This is a genomic window from Arthrobacter sp. 35W (assembly GCF_000482545.1).
Taxonomy (GTDB): domain Bacteria; phylum Actinomycetota; class Actinomycetes; order Actinomycetales; family Micrococcaceae; genus Specibacter.
In genome coordinates this window covers 38,044-56,699 of record NZ_KI519455.1, presented here as the reverse complement: position 1 = coordinate 56,699, position 18,656 = coordinate 38,044, and the positions used below count along the sequence as shown (strand labels likewise).

Here is an 18,656-nt window from a genome sequence, read left to right as displayed (position 1 = left end):
GCGCCGCAGGCTGCGGGATCCGTCCTTTTGGGATAGGGTGTTTAGGCCATTTTTTGCCGGACGGTCTAGAATGGGGTTATCTGCCGATTTTCGCGGCCCACCATCTATTGTGAGTTTCTGCCATGGCCCCTGAGGGCTGTCAGGCCAGGACCATACTGAAACGAGTCTTTCCGCATGACTGAAACCACCGTCAACACTGCCTCGCGCAATGACCTGCGCAACGTCGCCATTGTGGCGCACGTTGACCATGGCAAGACCACCCTCGTGGACGCCATGCTCAAGCAGACCCACTCCTTTGCCGACCACGGCGTGGTTGCCGAGCGTGTGATGGACTCCGGTGACCTGGAGCGCGAAAAGGGCATCACCATTCTGGCCAAGAACACCACCGTGGCCTACAACGGACCGTCCTCCCCGGACACGGTCATGACCATCAACGTCATCGACACCCCGGGCCACGCCGACTTCGGTGGCGAGGTGGAGCGCGGTCTGTCCATGGTCGACGGCGTTGTGCTGCTGGTTGACGCTTCCGAGGGCCCGCTGCCCCAGACCCGCTTCGTGCTGCGCAAGGCGCTGGCCGCCAAGCTGCCCGTGATCCTGCTGGTCAACAAGACCGACCGCCCCGATGCACGCATCGACGAGGTTGTCGCCGAGTCCATGGACCTGCTGCTGGGCCTGGCCTCCGACATGGCCGACGAGGTTCCGGACCTGGACCTGGACGCCGTGCTGAACGTGCCCGTCGTCTACGCCTCCGGCAAGCTCGGCCGCGCCTCCCTGACGCAGCCGGACAACGGTGCCGCCCCGGACAACGAGGACCTTGAGCCGCTGTTCAAGACCATCATCGAGCACATCCCGGCCCCGACCTACAACCCGGAGGGCGTCCTCCAGGCCCACGTGACCAACCTGGATGCCTCCCCGTTCCTGGGCCGCCTGGCTCTGCTGCGCATCTTCAACGGCACCCTGCGCAAGGGCCAGACCGTTGCCTGGGCCCGCCACGACGGCACCATCAAGCCCGTCAAGATCACCGAACTGCTGGCCACCCAGGCACTGACCCGTGTCCCGGCCGAGTCCGCAGGCCCCGGCGAGATCGTCGCCGTCGCCGGCATCGAGGAGATCACCATTGGTGAGACCCTGACCGACCTCGACAACCCGCAGCCGCTGCCGCTGATCACCGTTGACGACCCGGCCATCTCCATGACCATCGGTATCAACACCTCCCCGCTGGCCGGCCGCGTCAAGGGCGCCAAGGTCACCGCACGCCAGGTGAAGGACCGTCTGGACAAGGAACTGATCGGTAACGTCTCCATCAAGGTTCTGCCGACCGAGCGTCCCGACGCTTGGGAGGTCCAGGGCCGTGGCGAGCTGGCCCTGGCCATCCTCGTTGAGCAGATGCGCCGCGAAGGCTTCGAGCTGACCGTGGGCAAGCCCCAGGTTGTGACCAAGACCATCAACGGCAAGACCCACGAGCCGATGGAGCACATGACCATCGACGTACCCGAGGAATACCTCGGCGCCGTGACGCAGCTGATGGCCGCCCGCAAGGGCCGCATGACCAACATGGCCAACCACGGCACCGGCTGGTGCCGCATGGAGTTCATCGTTCCGGCCCGTGGCCTGATCGGTTTCCGCACCCGCTTCCTGACCGACACCCGCGGTGCCGGCATCGCGGCCTCCATCGCCGAGGGCTACGAGCCGTGGGCCGGCCCGATCGAGTACCGCACCAACGGTTCGATGATCGCCGACCGCGCCGGTGTTGTGACGCCGTTCGCCATGATCAACCTGCAGGAGCGTGGCTCCTTCTTCGTCCAGCCGACCTCCGAGGTCTACGAGGGCATGATTGTTGGCGAGAACTCCCGCGCCGATGACATGGACGTGAACATCACCAAGGAAAAGAAGCTCACCAACATGCGTGCCGCTTCCTCGGACACCTTCGAGAACCTGACGCCGCCGCGCGTGCTGACCCTGGAAGAGTCCCTCGAATTCGCCCGTGAGGACGAGTGCGTGGAGGTCACCCCGGAGTCCATCCGCATCCGCAAGCTCATCCTGGACGCTTCCGAGCGCGCCAAGTCCAACCGCGCCCGCGCCAAGGCCTAGTCCTTAACCGGCCGCCTGCGGCCGGCGCATGGTGTTCCGCCCCTTGTCACTGGCACTCCCGCCGACCTGACAAGATGGAACCATGACGCATCAGCAACCCGCCCCCAGCAACCCTTGGGGCGGGTTGCTGCCGTTAACGCGCCCCCTGCCGTCCATGCCCGGGGCCGATGCGCCCCGGCTGCTCTTCATCCACGCACATCCGGATGACGAAACTCTTGTCACAGGGGCCACGATGGCCCGCTACGCCTCCCTCGGAGCGCGGGTGTCGCTGCTGACCTGCACCCGCGGCGAACTGGGCGAGGTCATTCCGCCCCAGCTGCACCACCTGGAAGTGGGCCGCGGAGCCGCCGACGGCGGTGCCGGCCTCGCCGTCGAACGTGAACATGAACTGGCCGGCGCGTTGGCCGCGCTGGGGGTGGCGGACCACCACTGGCTGGGCTCCGGAGCCGCCACGAGCGGGCCTGACACCCTCTACCGGGACTCCGGGATGAAATGGGGCCCGGACGGCCGCGCGGTGGCAGCGGACACGCTGTTGCCGGGATCGCTTTCCCGCGCGCCGCTGGACGAGGTGGCCGGCCACGCGGCGGCCCTGGTCCGCGCACTGCAGCCCGACGTCGTCGTCACCTACGCCGCGGACGGCGGCTATGGGCATCCGGACCACGTCCGCACCCACGACCTTGCCCTGCGGGCCATCGAACTGGCCGCGCAGGAGCCCGGCGGCAGGCTGCCCGCGTGGCAGGTGCCGCAGGTCTTCACCATCGTCAGCGATCGCCCCGAGCGCCCCCTGGACCCCGCGGCCGAGCGCATTGTGGTGGACGGCGACCTGGCCGCCAAGACGGCGGCCATGCGCGCACACCGCACCCAGATCACCGTTGAGGGGGAGCGCTACGCCCTCTCCGACGGCGTGTGGAAGGGCATCAGCCCCCGGGAGGAGTTCCAGGCTCTGGTGCGCGATTCGCTGGCGGAGGAGCCGGCCCATCCGGCCCCGCTGCCCACCGCTGCGGCCGCTGTGGCCGCCGGTGTCGGTGCGGGGCTCGGCGCGGGGCTGCTGGGCACCGCTCTGCACGGGCAGGCGATCTATGCGGCAACCTCCGTGGTGCCGCTCGGTGCTGCCGCGGCGCTGGTGCTGCTGACCGCTCTGGCGGTGCTGACCGGGCTCTGGGCCCGGCGCAGCTGGGTGGCTCTGCTGACGGGCGGCGTAGCGTACGCCGTCGCCGGCATCCTCTCGATTCCCCGCGGGGGTTTTGGCCTGATCGTGACCAATCTGCAGGGCAACGTCTGGCTGATCGGGATCGCGCTGGCCACGCCCGTCGCGGCCCTCATCGCCCGCGCCGTGCTGCGCCGCAGCGCCCGCTGACCCGAACCGTCCGCATCCGTGCATTCAGCGGGGTGTGGGAGCGCTCCGGTCGGGGTGGTGGACAAAGAAGATCGACGTCGGCTCGCCGTCGGGATCGGCCGGCATGCCGGCGTATTCCTGCAGCAGGGCCCGAAAGCGGGAGCGCATCTGCTCCTGGTGGTCCTTGTTGAGTTTCAGCCCCAGCCGGGAGATCTCCAGCTCGTCCGATTCCAGGCCCTGGATCTCCTGCAGGAAGGTTTCCACCAGCACCGGGCCAAGGTCCGGAACCTCCGTGTTCCACGAGAGCCGTGTGGCCAGGTAGGGGATTTCGCGGGCGCCGCGCCTACCTATACGGGGTTCCTGGGCCGCCAGGAAGCCCGTGGCCAGCAGCGTGCGCACATGGTGCAGCGTGGTGGCCGGGTTCAATGCCAGTGCATCGGCGAGCTCCTTGTTGGTTCTGCCCTGGTGCAGGCACAGCCGCAGAATCCGCAGCCGCAGCGGGGAGCTGAGCGCCCGGGCCCTGGCCTGTGAGTCGTCCATGGCCCCAGTCTAGGACGTTCGACGGCGGCGTCTGGTGTGTTTCGGCACGGCCCTGGCTCGGGCCCTGGCGCATCCCGGTTGAAGTGATTGACAAATCCCAATGGCAGGCGAAGACTGGCCGGATGAGCACGACCACCGCCGAACGCTCCCTGCTGCGGGATGGCAACTTTGCCACCTTTTGGACGGGCCAGACCATCTCCGCCCTGGGCGCCCAGCTGGGACTGCTGGCCTTCCCGGTGCTGGCCGTTTCGCTGCTGGGCGCCACCGAGATGGAGGTGGGAGCCCTGAACGCGGCGTCCACCGCGGCCTTCCTGGTGGTGGGGCTGCCGGCCGGCGCCTGGGTGGACCGCTGGCTCAAGCGGCGCGTAATGATCGCCGCCGACCTGGTGCGCATGGCGGCGATGGCCGCCGTGCCGCTGCTGTGGTGGCTGGGCGTGCTGGCGATGTGGCAGCTCTACGTCGTGGCGGCCGTGGTGGGTGTGGCGACGGTCTTCTTCGACGTCTCCTACCAGAGCATCGTCCCCCTGCTGGTCCGCACTTCCAAGGTGGCGGAGGCCAATGCGAAGCTCGAGGGCACCGCGCAGGTGTCAAGGGTCGGTGGACCGGCGCTGGGCGGCGGCCTGCTGACCATCATGGGTGCGCCGCTGCTGTTCCTGGGTGAGGGCCTGGGCTACCTCCTGAGCGCCGTCTTCCTGTGGCGCACCCGTGTGGCAGAGGTGCCCCAGCCGGTGGCGGACCGGAGGCCGCTCGCGGCGGAGATCAAGGAGGGACTCGCCTTTGTGGTGAAGCATCCGCTGATCAGCCGCATAGTGCTCTGCACGGCGGGCTTCAACGCCTTCTCCACCATCACTTTCACCCTCCTGCCCATTCTGGTGCTGCGGGAGCTCGGCCTGGGGGCGGGCGGCCTGGGACTGGTGCTTTCGGTGGGTGCTGCCGGCGGCCTGCTGGGCGCCCTGGCCGCACCCTGGCTGGGCCGGGTCGTGGGGGAGGGGACGCTGATTCCGCTCTCGGCACTGGCCGGTGCCGTGCCGCTGGTCCTGGTGCCGGCCACACTGCTGGCCGGATCCCACGGGCTGGCCCTGGTGATGCTGGTGGTGGCGGAGTTCCTGGCCAGCTTCGCGACGCTGGTCTACAACATCATGCAGGTCACCATGCGCCAGCGCGTCTGCCCGCCCCGGCTGCTGGGGCGGATGAATGCCTCGATCCGCTTTGCTGTGTTCGGCGTGATGCCGCTGGCCGCCCTGCTGGCGGGGCTGCTGGGCCAGTCGCTGGGGCTCGCTGGTGCCCTGTGGGTTGCGGCGGCCGGCGGGCTGCTGCCGCCGCTCGCGGTGTTCTTCTCCCCGCTGCTGGGGATGAAGCGGCTGCCGGACTCGGTGGACCCGGCCCACCTCTAGCGTCGCGGGCGCGGGGCCGGCGGCGGGGGGACTTCCTTGGCCAGCAGCACATCGGATAGGGCGACGACGGCGTCCCCGCGCCGGGTGCGCACGGTGGCCGAGCCGGCGTCGAGCGCCACGAGTTCGCCCAGCGCATCGGTGGCGCCGTCGCCGTGCACATAGCGGATCACCACACGGGTGCCCAGCGGGAAGGATCGGATTCTGTCCACGGCGTCGTTCACCTGTTCATAGTAGGTCTTCTATGTTCGTGGCCCCGGCGCCGGTGGGGGATAATGGTCACAAGCCCAGCCCCGTTGTGGCATGTTTGACGGGGCACTGAATATGTAGCAGAGAGGTCGGGACGTGACGTATGTAATCGCGCAGCCGTGCGTGGATGTCAAGGACAAGGCATGTATTGAAGAATGCCCCGTCGACTGTATCTACGAAGGTGAGCGCTCCCTCTACATCCACCCCGACGAATGTGTCGACTGTGGCGCCTGCGAGCCCGTCTGCCCCGTGGAGGCCATCTACTACGAGGATGACACCCCGGACGAGTGGGCCGAGTACTACAAGGCCAATGTTGAGTTCTTCGATGACCTCGGGTCCCCGGGCGGTGCCGCCAAGATCGGCAACACGCACCGCGACCACGCCTTCATTGCCGCTCTGCCGCCCCAGAACCAGGACTAGTACGCCCTCATGACTGCCGGAACCACCGCGGGCTTTGGCCTGCAGCTGCCCGAGTACCCGTGGGATGCCATGGCACCCTACCTGGCCACCGCCGCACAGCACCCCAACGGCGTTGTGAACCTTTCCATCGGCACCCCGGTGGACCCGACGCCGGAGCTCATCAAGGCCGCACTGGTGGCCGCCGCCGACGCGCCGGGCTATCCGACCACGCACGGGACCCCGGCGCTGCGCCAGGCGATCGTGGACTGGTTTGCCCGCCGCCGCGGGGTATCCGGGCTGGACCCGGCGGACGTCATGCCGACGGTTGGCTCCAAGGAGATGGTGGCCTGGCTGCCCATGCTGCTGGGACTGGGCGCCGGCGACGTCGTCGTCCGCCCCACCGTGGCGTACCCGACGTATGACATTGGCGCGCTCCTGGTGGGCGCCACGGCGGTTGCCGCGGATTCCCTGGACGAGCTCGACGACGCCACCCGTGCGCGCGTGCGCCTCGTCTGGGTCAACTCGCCCGGCAACCCGACAGGCATCGTCCGCGGCGCCGACTCGCTGAAGACCCTGGTGGAGCAGGCACGCGCCGTGGGCGCCGTCGTCGCCTCCGACGAGTGCTACGCCGAGCTGGGCTGGGGCGAATGGGATTCGGAACGCGGCGGCACCGCCGTGCCGAGCATCCTGGCCCCGGAGGTCTCCGGTGGATCCACCGAGAACCTGCTGGCCGTCTACTCGATGAGCAAGCAGTCCAATGTTGCCGGCTACCGCGCAGCCTTTGTTGCCGGGGATTCGGCCATCATGGCCAACCTCGTCAACAGCCGCAAGCACGCCGGCATGATCGTGCCCTTCCCGGTGCAGGAGGCCATGCGCGTGGCACTGGGTGATGATGCCCACGTTTCGGCGCAGAAGGCGCTCTACCGCGCACGCCGCGACAGGCTTGTTCCGGCCCTGGAGGCCTTCGGTCTTCAGATCCAGCACTCCGAAGCTGGGCTCTACCTGTGGTGCACCGCCGGCGAGGACACCTGGACCACCATCGGCCGTTTGGCGGATCTGGGCATTGTTGCGGGCCCTGGCGTCTTCTACGGGGAGGCCGGCAATGGCTTCATCCGGGTGGCGCTGACCGGCACCGATGAGCGCATTGACGCGGCCGTGGGGCGCCTGCTGGCCGCCGCGGCCGGCCGCTGATCCGGGCCTAACGCGGCGGCGCCATTGCGCCATCAGGCCCGTGCCGGCCCGACTCCGGGCGGCACGGATTAGTGCAGAAGGCGTGCGGGGCGGTATTTTCTAAGTAGAAGTCTATGCACGCTGCTGTGCCTTGCTGCTTAGGAGCCCTGGCTCTTAACCAAGCCCAGCGCCCTGTTGCGCGGCTTGGACCGCGCAGTGATGGTGCATAGAGCTAAATACAGGCTCTGCCAACGGGCAGGGCTACCTCATGAAGGGGACTCCATGACTGAATCGACGAGCGCCACCCTGCGCTACGACGGCGGAGAGCTGAACCTGCCGCGCATCAAGGCCGTAGAAGGCAATGACGGCTACGACGTTTCCAAGCTGCTCAAGGACACCGGTGCGGTCACCTTTGACCCCGGCTTCGTGAACACCGCAGCCACCACCTCGGCCATCACCTACATCGATGGCGACGCGGGCATCCTGCGCTACCGCGGATACCCCATCGAGGAACTGGCGGAACACTCCAGCTTCCTGGAGGTTTCCTACCTGCTCATCTACGGCAACCTGCCCACCCCGGCAGAGCTGGCCGCCTTTGACCAGCGCATCCGCCGCCACACGCTGCTGCACGAGGATCTGAAGAGCTTCTTCGGCGGCTTCCCGCGCGACGCACACCCGATGCCGGTGCTCTCCTCGGCCGTCTCCGCGCTGTCCACGTTCTACCAGGACTCACTGGACCCGTTCGATGACGAGCAGGTGGAAATGGCCACCATCCGTCTGATGGCCAAGCTGCCGGTCATCGCCGCCTACGCGCACAAGAAGTCCATCGGCCAGCCGATGCTGTACCCGGACAACTCCATGAACCTGGTGGAGAACTTCCTGCGCCTGAGCTTCGGCCTGCCGGCCGAGCCCTACGAGATGGACCCGGTGGTGGTCAAGGCACTTGACCTGCTGCTGATCCTGCACGCGGACCACGAGCAGAACTGCTCCACCTCCACCGTGCGCCTGGTGGGAAGCGCCAACGCCAATATGTTTGCCTCGGTTTCGGCCGGCATCAACGCCCTCTTCGGCCCGCTGCACGGTGGCGCCAACGAGGCCGTGCTGAACATGCTCCGCCAGATCCGCGACAGCGGCGAGCCGGTGGAGAAGTTCGTTGAGCGCGTGAAGAACAAGGAAGCCGGCGTGAAGCTCATGGGCTTTGGGCACCGCGTCTACAAGAACTACGATCCGCGCGCCAAGATCGTCAAGGCCACGGCCCACGAGATCCTGGAGAAGCTGGGCGGCAACGATGAGCTGCTGGCCATCGCCATGCGACTGGAAGAGGTGGCCCTGACGGATGAGTACTTCATCTCCCGCCGCCTGTACCCGAACGTGGACTTCTACACCGGCCTGATCTACAAGGCCATGGGCTTCCCGGAGAAGATGTTCACCGTGCTGTTCGCCATCGGCCGCCTGCCGGGCTGGATTGCCCAGTGGCGCGAAATGATGAAGGACCCGCAGACCAAGATCGGCCGCCCGCGCCAGCTGTACACGGGTGAGCCGGAGCGCATGTACCCCTCGCGCTAAGAGCGCGTTGGTACAACCGGAAAAGCAGCGGCGGCCGGCCTCCCTTTCGGGAGGCCGGCCGCCGTCGTTTGTGCTGTGGGCCTATCCCACGACTTGCGACGCCGAACCCCGTTGGCGACGCGTCTATGACTGCGTCCTCAACGGGGTTCGGCGTCATGTTTGAAACCAGAGAACATCGGACGGCCGGCCCAGCGGGCCGGGGCCTATTCGGCGGGGGCGTAGCCTGCCGGGTTGTTCTTCTGCCAGCGCCAGTGGTCCTCGCACATCTCGTCGAGGGTCTTGGTGGTGGACCAGCCCAGGTCCGCCAGCGCGGAGGAAGGGTCGGCCCAGAAGGCCGGCAGGTCCCCGGCGCGGCGTGCAGCCACCTCGTAGGGCAGCGGGTGCCCCACGGCGCGCTCAAAGGCGTGCAGAACGTCGAAGACGCTGGAGCCGATGCCGGAGCCGAGGTTCCAGCGGAAGACGCCCTCGCGCTTGGCCACGTGGTCAACGGCCGCAACGTGCCCCTCGGAGAGGTCCATGACGTGGATGTAGTCGCGCAGCGCCGTGCCATCGGGGGTGTCGTAGTCCCCGCCAAAAACCATCAGCTTCTCGCGGCGGCCCACTGCCACCTGGGCGATGAACGGCACCAGGTTGTTCGGAATGCCCATCGGGTCCTCGCCGATGCGGCCCGACGGGTGCGCACCCACCGGGTTGAAGTAGCGCAGCAGGGCGATGTGCCAGCGGCTGTCGGCGGCGCCAACATCGGAGAGGATGTCCTCAATCTGCTCCTTGGTGCGGCCATAGGGGTTGTTGGCCCCGATGTCCATCTTCTCGATGTAGGGCGTCGGGTTCCTGTCGCCGTACACGGTGGCGGAGGAGCTGAAGACCAGGGTGCGCACGCCGCGGGCGTCCATCACGCGCAGCAGGTTGATGGTTCCCGTGACGTTGTTGTGGTAGTACCGCAGCGGCTGGTGGACGGACTCGCCCACGGCTTTCAGCCCGGCAAAGTGGATGACGGCGTCGATCCCGCCGTCGGCCTCATAGGCGCCAAAGACGCCGTCGACGGCGGGCTCGTCCAGCAGGTCGACGTGGTGGAAGGACACCGGCTTGCCCGTCAGCTCGCGGACCCGGACCAGGGATTCCTGGGATGAATTGACCAGGTTGTCCAGCACCACCACCTGGTGGCCGGCCTCAAGCAGGCAAAGAACGGTGTGCGATCCGATGTACCCGGTTCCTCCGGTGACCAAAACTCTCATGCCTCCAGCCTAATCGGTGCGCGCCCAGCGCCGCGGCGCCGCCCGCCTGATGGACGGTGGCGCCGGCCGCAGGATCGGCTGCTGTGGCAGCAGCGCGAACGACGGCGGTGCGTGCGGTGGTTCCACGGATTGGTGCGCGCCCATGCTAAGAAGGAACAATGCCCAAGATTGTTGATGCCGACGCACGCCGCGAAGACGTGGCCGATGCCCTCTTCCGTGTGGTCCGCCGCGACGGGTTCGCCGCCGTCTCGCTGCGCACCGTGGCCAGGGAGGCGGAGCTGGCCCTGGGGTCCGTGCGCCACTACTTTGGCAGCCAATCGGAGCTGATGGACTACTCCTTCCGCCTTGTCGCAGCGCGCATCCACGCCCGCGTGGAGGAATTGCTGGCGCCGCTGGAGGATGCAGAGCACACGGACCTGGAATCCCTGCTGGATGGCTGCGTCGACGTCCTGGCGCAGCTGCTGCCGCTGGATGAGGTGCGACAGGAGGAGGCCACTGTGCTGCTCTCCTTTGCCCTGGCCGCCCGCACCGCCCCCTTGCTGCACTCCGCCGGCCAGGACAGCTACCGGGGCACTGCGGCAGCGGTGGGGCGCATCATCCTGCTGCTGCTGGACTCCGGAGCGGCGGCGCCGGAGCTGGTCCCGCTGCTGGAGGCCGAGCGGTTGATGGCAGTGGTGGATGGCCTGGGCCTGCACATGCTGGTGCAGCCCGAGTGGGCCGGCGGCGAGCAGGCGCTGGCCACGCTGCGCACGCATTTGTCCTCACTCATGGACACCGCAGCGGAGTAAACTCTTAACTGGTGGCTGGTGGCCGATCACCAGCCGTGGAGGCAGCATCATGCATCACACCGGTGGCCCGGGCTGGCGAATCACCATGGATACTTCGGGCCCCATGCTTTTGGCACTCTACATTCGCGATGTGACAGGGCTGGCCGGTGCAGGCAATCCGGCGCTGTGCCATGTCGCCCCCGCCATCCGACCGGCGGACCACCACCAGTTGACGGCCCATGTCGGCGGCACAGACGCCCTGCGCAGCCAATGGGAAAAATGGTGGGGCACCCTGGTGGACAACCGCACCGGCCGGCAGCCTGAACTGGCACCGCCGTCGTTCCCGGCCTTCGCCCCCATGCCGGCCCTCCAGCGCGTGCTGCAGGCCCACTTCGGCTCGGCCCTGACCTGGGCGCGCGAGCAGCAGAGCCAGTACTCGCTGCTGTCCGCCCGGCGGGAGAATCTGGGCTCGCCGAAGATCCTCGCCGAGCTCGTGCAGAACCGGGAGATGGAGCTGGGCCGCAACGCAAGGGATTTCACGCTTTCGATCGTCGAAATGCCGCTGTGCGAGCCACGGGCCTGGTTTGTCGAACCCAACAGGCTGATCATGAGCCAGCACCTGCTTGACGACGAGCCCGTGTTCCTGAGCTTTGTCCAGCCCGTGGTGGAACTGCTGGTCTAGCCGCCACTGGACCCACGGCCAGGCCGCTGCCCGGTCCAGGGCTGGACCTAGGGCTGGGCCACGGTGATGACGACGGGGCCCGGCTCCGCACCGGTGGAGTGCCAGCCCGCATTGCGGCTGCCATCGTTGTTGCCGCGCACCCAGCGCTGCCCGGCAAAGGAAACCTCCGTGATGGCCAGCGACTGCGCGTTGGCCACCGCCCATTGGGCGTAGCTCCACCCCGCCGTTTCGGAGGCAGCCACGGAGAGCAAGGCGCCGTCGATCTGCGACGGCACGGAGCCGTAGGCGGCATCCAGGGCATCGGCGACGGCTGCCGGGCTCCCGGTGCCGTCGGGTGCCGTGAGGGTGCAGCTCAGCGCCGCGGGGGAGTGGCCGGTGAGTGCCGAGGCGAAGGCCTTGCCCGTAGGCTCCCGCTGCGCGTAGGCATCCGGGTAGGCCGAGCGCTGGACGATCTGCGCCGCCTCGGTGATCGGCATGTCCTCGTAGCCGGGCACGGTGGCCAGCACGTCGAAGAAGGCGTTGGTCGAGTGGAACCGGTCCAGAATCTGCTCCTCGGTGCCCCAGCCCTGGGAGGGACGCTGCTGGAACAGGCCCAGCGAATCCAGGTCGCCGTGCGTAATATTGCGCAGCTTGGACTCCTGGATGGCCGTGGCCAGCCCAATCGAGGCGGCCCGGGCGGGCATGCCGCGGCGCACGGAGACGGCCGTGATGAGCGCGGCGTTCTCCGTCTGGTCCAGCGCCAGGGAGTACTCGGTGCCGTCGGCAGCGGCCCGGCAGCCCTGGGCCAGGGGTGCGGCGAAGGGCTTGAAGAAGCTGACGGCCCAGATGCCGCCAGCCACTATCAAGCCCAGCACCCCGGCCAGGACCAGCAGCCACAGCAGCAGCGCCCGCCAGCGGCGTCCGCTGCCCATGTGGTGCCCTGCCCTAGTTGGCGTGCAGGGCGGCGTTCAGCGCCACGGTCTGGCCCTTGCGCGGCAGAACCTCAACCTCGCCCGTGCTGGAGTTGCGGCGGAAGAGCAGGTTGGCGACGCCGGAGAGCTCGGAGGCCTTGACGATCACCGAGGTGTCCTCGCCGTTCTCGTCCTTCGGGCCGTGGACGCGCACGCGGGTGCCGGCCGTGACGTACAGGCCGGCCTCGACGACGGAGTCGTCGCCGATGCTGATGCCGACGCCGGAGTTGGCGCCCAGCAGCACGCGCTCGCCCAGGGTGATCTTTTCCTTGCCGCCGCCGGAGAGGGTGCCCATGATGGAGGCGCCGCCGCCGACGTCGGTGCCGTCGCCGGCCACCACACCGGCGGAGATGCGGCCCTCAACCATGGAGGCGCCCAGAGTGCCGGCGTTGAAGTTGACGAAGCCCTCGTGCATCACGGTGGTGCCCTCGGCCAGATGGGCGCCCAGGCGGACGCGGTCCGCGTCGGCAATACGGACGCCGGCGGGGACCACGTAGTCCACCATGCGCGGGAACTTGTCCACGCCGTAGACCGTGACGGCGCCGCGGCGGCGCAGCTTGGCACGGGTCAGTTCGAAGCCCTCGACGGCGGCCGGGCCGAAGTTGGTCCAGACGACGTTCGGCAGCTTGCCGAAGATGCCATCGAGGTTGATCGAGTTGGGGGCGGCCAGACGGTGCGAGAGCAGGTGCAGGCGCAGGTAGGCATCGGCGGTGTCTTCGGGGGCGGCGTCCAGATCGATCTGGGCGAAGACCACGGCGGTGGTGGTGCCGCGGTCGGCGTCGGCGCCGGCCTCGGCCAGGGCGGTGAGCTCGGCATCGGCGGCGGGCGCGGCGCCCAGGGTGTCGACGGCGGTGCCCAGCGCCGGAGCGGGGAACCACACATCCAGAATGGAACCGTCGGCGGTGACGGTGGCGAGGCCGAAGCCGTGGGCTGTGCGGGTTGTGGAAGCAGTCTCAGTCATGCCCCCAGTCTATCGAGAGGCGGCACGCCGGAAGAAAGCGGTCCAGAGCGCGGCTAGGTGGTGGTGAAGGTGATGTTGTGCCAGCCCGTGGATCCATCGGGCTGCGGCGGGGCCTGCTGCTCGATTTGCAGCTGGCCCTTCGCATCCACGGCCCGGACCCGCACATTGTGCGAACCCGCGGCCACGCTGTCGAAGGAGTGGGACCATTGGCGCCACGTGTCCACCGTGGCTTCGGCCGCCAGGGTGGCCTCCTGCCAGGGGCCGCCGTCGAGCTGGACCTGTACGGCGGAGATGCCCACGGTCTGGGCCCAGGCGGTGCCGCCCACGGCCACGGTGCCGGCGGGCACCCGGGCCAGCGCGCGGGGCACCTCGACCCGGGAGGCGGTCTTGATCGGTCCGTGCGAGGACCAGCCCCGCGAGGTCCAATAGCCCTCCTTCTGGGCAAAGGTAGTGACCTCCAGATCGACCACCCATTTGGTGGCCGAGACGTAGCCGTAGAGTCCGGGGACCACCATGCGCACCGGGAAGCCATGCTCCAGCGGCAGCGGCTCGCCGTTCATGCCCACCGCAAGGATGGCGTCGCGGCCGTCCTGCAGGATGGGCAGCGGGGTGGAGGCGCTGAAGCCGTCGATGCTGGTGGAGAGCACCATGTCCGCCCCGGGGAGCGGTTTGGCCCGGGCCAGCACTTCCCGCAGCGGGTAGCCCAGCCACTTGGCATTGCCGGCCAGATTGCCGCCCACCACATTGGACACGCACGTCAGTGTCACATGCGTCTCGATGAGTTGTGAGTCCAGCAGATCCTGGAAGGAAAGGTAGAACTCCTTCTCGACCATGCCGTGCACGTGCAGCTTCCATTGGGAGGGGTCGACGTCGGGGACGATCAGGGCCGTGTCGATCCGGTAGAAGTCGGCATTGGGGGTGACGAAGGGCCCCACGCCGTCCACTGGCGCCTGGACGCCGGCCGGCAGCGGGGGAGCGGGCTTTGCGGCGGCGGGCAGCTTGAGGGCCTCGCGCACCTTTTCGGCGGCACCGCGGATGCCGCTCAATGCCTTGCCTCCAACGCCCAGCACGACGGCGGTCGCTGCCAGCACGGCCGCCGTGGCGAAGAAGGCGCGCCGCCCCGGTGCCGTGGTGGATGCCACCGGCGGAGCTGCCGGCCGGCGGTTGGCGGAGTCGGCAAACTCAGGCACCGGCGCCGGAATCGGGGAGGGAAGCCCAAGAGCGTTTGGCTTCGGGGCCTTGGACACCAGATTGCGCAGCGCGGCCAGGCCCGCCGCTGTGCCCAGCAGGGTGGGCAGTATGTCGGTGGCTGCGGCGCCGGCCCGGGTGGCCACGCAGACGGCCATGAGCACGGCCAGCGCCAGCACCAGTGTGGCGCCGAGGTTGAAGCGGCGCACTGCCAGGACGCCGGCCAGAGCCGCGCCCACGGTGGCCACTACGGCCATCGAGATGAACAGGACCAGTTTGTCCGCCGTGCCAAAGGTGGCCACGGCAAAGTCCTTCAGCCACGGCGGAGTGAAGTCGATGAACGTCGAACCCACCGCCACCAGTGGGGAGGACCGGGGGCCGATGAATGCCGCCAGCAGTTCGGCGACGCCAAACAGGATGGCAGCAGCGACAACACCGGCCACGGCACCGGGCGCCAACGCTGCCAGCCGGCCTGGGCGGCCGATGCTGGTTTTCCCTGTGGTGCCCATGATGTGCCCTCCTCCCGCACCTTCCGGTGCCGGGAAACGTCAGCGCCCGAAACTACCGGGCAGGAAACCCGTTACAACTGTTGCAACAGGATTGGATCGGTGGTGGGTTGCACGGAACCTCCGCTGGGTTCGACGGTGATGCCGATGTGGCTGGCACCGTCGAGGCCGCCGTCGAGCAGCTGCAGGCTCGGCCCGGCCGCCACAGTGGGGCCCATGAGCCCGGCCGGGATGGCCTTGCCGTCGGCAATGAACCACAGCTCGTAGACCTTGTCGGCGGGCAGCGATGGCATGTTGGCCACCATCACGGCGGCCTTGTCTGCCGCGGCCGATGCGGCCACCATGACGGTGGCGCCGTTGCCCAGGCGCTGGGTGGCAACCTTGGCGTCCTCGGAGCCCAGGATGGTCAGGAATTGGTTCTGCTTGGCCTGGGCGGCGGCAAGCTGCTGTTCCAGCCCGTCCTGCCCGCTGCGGCCGTTGCTCTGGCCCAGGGCCCAGCCGGTCACACCGGCTGCGGCGATGGCCACGACCGCCGCCGCTGCCGCGAGCCCCTGAAGGACGCTGCGGCGCATGGTGATCGTGCGTGGCTTTGCGGCGCGGTGGCCTCGTGCGGCGGATGCCGCTGGTGCAGCATCGGTGGCCACCTGGGCGGCAGGGAGCTGGCGGGTGTTGCGGATGGCCGCCATCACCGAGGATTTCAGTTCCGGCGGAGGTGTCTGTTCAGGGACGCCGTAGGCCAGCAGCGCGGCGGTCTCGCTGAGTTCGCGGACCTCGGAGCGGATGTCCTCATCGGTCCGGGCCAGCCGCTCGAACGCGGCCCGCTCCAGATCGTTGAGGGCGTTCAGGGCGTAGGCGCCGGTCAAAAGATGCAATTGTTCTTCCATCACGCCACCCCTAACCTGTCCCTAAGTCTGATCATTCCATCGCGTATTCGTGTCTTGACGGTCCCCACCGGGACCTTCAGCAGCTCCGCCACCTCCTGGTGCGTATAGCCACCGTAGTAGGCCAACCTGATGGCTTCCTGCTGGACCTGGGTCAATGATTCCAAGGCTTTGTTGACCCGTTCGGATTCCAGCAGCGCTTCAACGGTGTCCTCGACGTCGTCGTAGCTTTCCTGGAATTCCTTGATGCCCTGGCGCAGATCCCGGTCCGTGCTGGCCTGGCTGGCCCGGACCCTGTCGACAGCCCGCCGATGGGCTATCACCAGGATCCAGGAGACTGCCTTCCCCCGGTCCGCATCGAACCGTGCGGCCTGCTGCCACACGTCCACGAAGATCTCCTGCGCCACCTCTTGGCTTTGCGCTGGATCTCGGACGATCCGCCGCACCAAGCCAAAAACCCGTGGCGCCATCGCGTCGTAGAGTGCTTCGAAGGCCGCCTCGTCGCCGAGGGCGACGAGGCGGATCAGGTCTTCATGGGTCGGCGGGGCCGTGGGCTCCGCGGACCGCAACCACGGTATCCGCATGGACCCTAGACTCTCACGTTCCCCCGGCACCCGGTTCTCCTTCGATCACTGTTTCTGCTGGCGGCCTGCTGTTGTCGCGGTTTTGGCTACTTGGCCGGGGGCATCAGGACGGTGTCCACCAGGTAGACGGTGGCGTTGGCTGTCTGGACGCCGCCGCAGATCACCTTGGCGTCGTTGACCATCAGGTTGTCGCCGCTGCCCGTCACGTTCACGGAGCCACCCTCGGCGGTGGCGTGCATGCCTGCGACCTCACTGGGGGAGAGGCGTCCGGGGACCACGTGGTAGGTCAGGATCGAGCTCAACGTCTTGGAGTCGGTCTTCAGGCCCTCGATGGTGGCGGCCGGGATCTTGGCGAAGGCATCGTCGACGGGGGCAAAGACGGTGAACTGGCCCGAGTTGAGCGTGTCCACCAGGTTCACGTCCGGGTTGAGCTTGCCGGAGACCGCAGCGGTGAGTGTGGTCAGCAGCGGGTTGTTGGAGGCGGCGGTGGCCACCGGGTCCTGGGCCATGCCGGCCACGGATCCCGCACCACTGGGAACTGCTGCGGCGTAGGCGGCGCAGCCGGCGCCCACCAGCTCGGAGGCCGGGTTCATGGCGGCCGACGTCGTCGGTGCCGCCATGGAGGTGGTCGGCGCCGCAGCGGCGGTGGTGGTCGTGGTGGTGGAGCCCGAACCGCTGCAGGCGCTCAGCGCAAAGGCTGCAACGGCGATGACGCCCAGGGCGGCGGTCTTCTTGTTGGTGAGACGAAGCATGGCGTTCTCCTTCAAAGTCGGCGGAGGCTTCCGCCGGGTGTCCCGGCTACTGTCGTGCTGGGCTGTCGGGGAGTACTTCGGAACAGAGCGGCATCTTGGATTGGACCCGGTTGGGATTGCTTTTCCCGCCGCCGGTAAACTGGCCCGGTGACCTACGACGACGCCTCCGCCACCCCGTCCACCCCTGCCGATCCGGGCGCGCCCCCGGCCCTGGACCTGCTCCAGGACGTCGCGGCGCTGACCGCAGCCCTGATGGACATTGAGAGCGTCTCCGGCAACGAGGGGCCGATCGCCGACGCCGTCGAGGCCGCGCTGCGCCCGCTGGCCCACTTGGAGATCCTGCGTAACGGCGACGCCATCATGGCCCGCACCACGCTGGGCCGCGCCGAGCGCGTTATCCTGGCCGGCCACCTGGACACCGTCCCGCTGCCCACCACACCGGGCTCGCGCGGCACGGTGCCCAGCAGCTGGGAGGGGGAGGTGCTGTATGGCCGCGGCGCCACGGACATGAAGGGCGGCGTCGCCGTCCAGCTGGCGCTCGCCGCCACCCTGGTAGAGCCCACGAAAGACATCACCTTCGTCTTCTACGACCACGAGGAGGTCGAGGCCAGCAAGAGCGGTCTGGGCCGGCTGGTGCGCGACCACGCCGATTGGCTGGGCGCGGACTTCGGCATCCTGCTGGAGCCGACGGACGGGACGGTGGAGGGCGGCTGCAACGGCACCATCCGCTTCCACGCCACAACCCACGGCAAGGCAGCGCACTCGGCCCGCGCCTGGATGGGCGAGAACGCCATCCACGCCGCAGCCCCCATCCTGAACCGGCTGGCCGCCTACGAGCCCGCCACCGTCACGGTGGACGGCCTGGACTACCGTGAATCCCTGAACGCGGTGAAGATCCACGGCGGCACCGCCGGCAATGTCATCCCCGATGCCTGCGTGGTGGAGATCAACTACCGCTTTGCCCCGGACAAGACGCCGGACATGGCAGAGGCCCATGTTCGTGAGCTGTTGGAGGGCTTTGAGGTGGTCCGCACCGACGCTGCGGCGGGTGCCCGGCCCGGCCTGAACGCACCCGCAGCCGCCAGCTTCGTGGCTGCCGTGGGGGCCGAGCCCAAGCCCAAGTACGGCTGGACCGACGTCGCCCGGTTGAGCGAGCTGGGCATCCCGGCCGTCAACTTCGGCCCGGGCGATGCTCTGCTGGCCCACAGCGACAACGAGCACGTCGCGGCGCAGGACATCCGCGCCTGCCTGGCCGCCCTCACCCGCTGGCTCGGCTGACCCGAGGAGGCATAGCCGCCGTCGTCCCCCCTGCAGACGCCAAAATCGCGCCCCCTGGTAGTTTCCGCGCCCGGTGAACGGGCGCGGAAACTATCTTGAGGCGCGATTTTCGCTTTCTGTCTCCAGCTGA

General features: G+C 68.4%; 18 protein-coding genes. 9 read left to right on the top strand and 9 right to left on the bottom strand.

What is annotated here, in order from left to right:
- Positions 1–174 precede the first annotated feature (174 nt).
- Both typA and K254_RS0112390 read left to right on the top strand, forming a co-directional pair.
- The gene (gene typA, locus K254_RS0112395; RefSeq protein WP_026555631.1) at positions 175–2,091 is read left to right on the top strand and encodes a translational GTPase TypA; all 1,917 of its coding nucleotides are present in this window, start codon (positions 175–177) and stop codon (positions 2,089–2,091) included.
- 82 nt (positions 2,092–2,173) lie between these two features.
- Positions 2,174–3,448, top strand: coding sequence for a PIG-L family deacetylase (locus tag K254_RS0112390; protein ID WP_026555630.1), 1,275 nt, complete (start codon positions 2,174–2,176; stop codon positions 3,446–3,448).
- Positions 3,449–3,472: 24 nt separating this feature from the next.
- Here the strand turns inward: K254_RS0112390 and K254_RS0112385 are convergent, their stop codons facing one another.
- Positions 3,473–3,967, bottom strand: coding sequence for a helix-turn-helix domain-containing protein (locus K254_RS0112385; protein WP_026555629.1), 495 nt, complete (start codon positions 3,965–3,967; stop codon positions 3,473–3,475).
- Between the two features lie 122 nt (positions 3,968–4,089).
- Between K254_RS0112385 and K254_RS0112380 the strand changes: the two genes are divergently transcribed.
- Complete coding sequence (locus K254_RS0112380; protein ID WP_026555628.1) at positions 4,090–5,361, top strand: MFS transporter; 1,272 nt, start codon at positions 4,090–4,092, stop codon at positions 5,359–5,361.
- Here K254_RS0112380 and K254_RS0112375 read toward each other — a convergent pair.
- Positions 5,358–5,570, bottom strand: coding sequence for a putative acetyltransferase (locus K254_RS0112375; protein WP_026555627.1), 213 nt, complete (start codon positions 5,568–5,570; stop codon positions 5,358–5,360). The two genes, K254_RS0112380 and K254_RS0112375, sit on opposite strands and share 4 nt — an antisense overlap.
- Positions 5,571–5,703: 133 nt before the next feature.
- On the opposite strand from K254_RS0112375, the gene fdxA reads away from it, so the two are divergent.
- From fdxA to K254_RS0112360, 3 genes are all read left to right on the top strand, one after another.
- On the top strand, positions 5,704–6,027 hold the full coding sequence (gene fdxA, locus K254_RS0112370; RefSeq protein ID WP_026555626.1) for a ferredoxin: 324 nt from the start codon (positions 5,704–5,706) through the stop codon (positions 6,025–6,027).
- Between the two features lie 9 nt (positions 6,028–6,036).
- Entirely contained in the window at positions 6,037–7,197 is a 1,161-nt protein-coding gene (gene dapC, locus K254_RS0112365) for a succinyldiaminopimelate transaminase (protein ID WP_026555625.1), read from the top strand.
- A gap of 261 nt (positions 7,198–7,458) precedes the next feature.
- Positions 7,459–8,742, top strand: a complete 1,284-nt coding sequence (locus tag K254_RS0112360; protein WP_026555624.1) for a citrate synthase — start codon at positions 7,459–7,461, stop codon at positions 8,740–8,742.
- 203 nt (positions 8,743–8,945) lie between these two features.
- On the opposite strand, the gene galE is transcribed toward K254_RS0112360, so the two are convergent.
- On the bottom strand, positions 8,946–9,977 hold the full coding sequence (gene galE, locus K254_RS0112355) for a UDP-glucose 4-epimerase GalE (protein WP_026555623.1): 1,032 nt from the start codon (positions 9,975–9,977) through the stop codon (positions 8,946–8,948).
- A gap of 158 nt (positions 9,978–10,135) precedes the next feature.
- Between galE and K254_RS0112350 the strand changes: the two genes are divergently transcribed.
- Positions 10,136–10,765, top strand: a complete 630-nt coding sequence (locus K254_RS0112350; protein WP_026555622.1) for a TetR/AcrR family transcriptional regulator — start codon at positions 10,136–10,138, stop codon at positions 10,763–10,765.
- Between the two features lie 49 nt (positions 10,766–10,814).
- The gene (locus tag K254_RS0112345) at positions 10,815–11,426 is read left to right on the top strand and encodes a hypothetical protein (protein WP_026555621.1); all 612 of its coding nucleotides are present in this window, start codon (positions 10,815–10,817) and stop codon (positions 11,424–11,426) included.
- 47 nt (positions 11,427–11,473) lie between these two features.
- Here K254_RS0112345 and K254_RS0112340 read toward each other — a convergent pair whose 3' ends face one another.
- From K254_RS0112340 to K254_RS0112315, 6 genes are all read right to left on the bottom strand, one after another.
- Complete coding sequence (locus K254_RS0112340; protein WP_026555620.1) at positions 11,474–12,337, bottom strand: hypothetical protein; 864 nt, start codon at positions 12,335–12,337, stop codon at positions 11,474–11,476.
- Positions 12,338–12,350: 13 nt separating this feature from the next.
- On the bottom strand, positions 12,351–13,337 hold the full coding sequence (dapD, locus tag K254_RS0112335; protein ID WP_026555619.1) for a 2,3,4,5-tetrahydropyridine-2,6-dicarboxylate N-succinyltransferase: 987 nt from the start codon (positions 13,335–13,337) through the stop codon (positions 12,351–12,353).
- Between the two features lie 53 nt (positions 13,338–13,390).
- Positions 13,391–15,034: a molybdopterin-dependent oxidoreductase gene (locus K254_RS0112330; RefSeq protein ID WP_051389198.1), complete on the bottom strand. Its 1,644-nt coding sequence runs from the start codon at positions 15,032–15,034 to the stop codon at positions 13,391–13,393.
- Between the two features lie 71 nt (positions 15,035–15,105).
- Positions 15,106–15,903 (bottom strand): anti-sigma factor, encoded by a 798-nt coding sequence (locus K254_RS0112325; protein WP_196810955.1) that lies wholly within the window; start codon positions 15,901–15,903, stop codon positions 15,106–15,108.
- Positions 15,904–15,914: 11 nt separating this feature from the next.
- Positions 15,915–16,496, bottom strand: a complete 582-nt coding sequence (gene sigK / locus K254_RS0112320; RefSeq protein ID WP_051389464.1) for an ECF RNA polymerase sigma factor SigK — start codon at positions 16,494–16,496, stop codon at positions 15,915–15,917.
- 86 nt (positions 16,497–16,582) lie between these two features.
- A complete protein-coding gene (locus tag K254_RS0112315) occupies positions 16,583–17,248 on the bottom strand; it encodes a fasciclin domain-containing protein (RefSeq protein WP_026555615.1) in 666 nt (221 codons plus the stop codon).
- A gap of 147 nt (positions 17,249–17,395) precedes the next feature.
- Here K254_RS0112315 and dapE point away from each other — a divergent pair, with 147 nt between their 5' ends.
- Positions 17,396–18,526, top strand: coding sequence for a succinyl-diaminopimelate desuccinylase (dapE, locus tag K254_RS0112310; RefSeq protein WP_051389197.1), 1,131 nt, complete (start codon positions 17,396–17,398; stop codon positions 18,524–18,526).
- Positions 18,527–18,656: the final 130 nt, after the last annotated feature.

Excerpts from the sequence above, each read along its gene's own strand:
- K254_RS0112330 (WP_051389198.1), bottom strand. The coding sequence starts at position 15,034 with ATGGGCACCACAGGGAAAACCAGCATCGGCCGCCCAGGCCGGCTGGCA.
- galE (WP_026555623.1), bottom strand. The coding sequence starts at position 9,977 with ATGAGAGTTTTGGTCACCGGAGGAACCGGGTACATCGGATCGCACACC.
- K254_RS0112385 (WP_026555629.1), bottom strand. The coding sequence starts at position 3,967 with ATGGACGACTCACAGGCCAGGGCCCGGGCGCTCAGCTCCCCGCTGCGG.
- sigK (WP_051389464.1), bottom strand. The coding sequence starts at position 16,496 with ATGCGGATACCGTGGTTGCGGTCCGCGGAGCCCACGGCCCCGCCGACC.
- K254_RS0112350 (WP_026555622.1), top strand. The coding sequence starts at position 10,136 with ATGCCCAAGATTGTTGATGCCGACGCACGCCGCGAAGACGTGGCCGAT.
- K254_RS0112390 (WP_026555630.1), top strand. The coding sequence starts at position 2,174 with ATGACGCATCAGCAACCCGCCCCCAGCAACCCTTGGGGCGGGTTGCTG.
- K254_RS0112345 (WP_026555621.1), top strand. The coding sequence starts at position 10,815 with ATGCATCACACCGGTGGCCCGGGCTGGCGAATCACCATGGATACTTCG.
- typA (WP_026555631.1), top strand. The coding sequence starts at position 175 with ATGACTGAAACCACCGTCAACACTGCCTCGCGCAATGACCTGCGCAAC.
- K254_RS0112360 (WP_026555624.1), top strand. The coding sequence starts at position 7,459 with ATGACTGAATCGACGAGCGCCACCCTGCGCTACGACGGCGGAGAGCTG.
- K254_RS0112315 (WP_026555615.1), bottom strand. The coding sequence starts at position 17,248 with ATGCTTCGTCTCACCAACAAGAAGACCGCCGCCCTGGGCGTCATCGCC.
- dapD (WP_026555619.1), bottom strand. The coding sequence starts at position 13,337 with ATGACTGAGACTGCTTCCACAACCCGCACAGCCCACGGCTTCGGCCTC.
- dapC (WP_026555625.1), top strand. The coding sequence starts at position 6,037 with ATGACTGCCGGAACCACCGCGGGCTTTGGCCTGCAGCTGCCCGAGTAC.
- K254_RS0112380 (WP_026555628.1), top strand. The coding sequence starts at position 4,090 with ATGAGCACGACCACCGCCGAACGCTCCCTGCTGCGGGATGGCAACTTT.
- K254_RS0112340 (WP_026555620.1), bottom strand. The coding sequence starts at position 12,337 with ATGGGCAGCGGACGCCGCTGGCGGGCGCTGCTGCTGTGGCTGCTGGTC.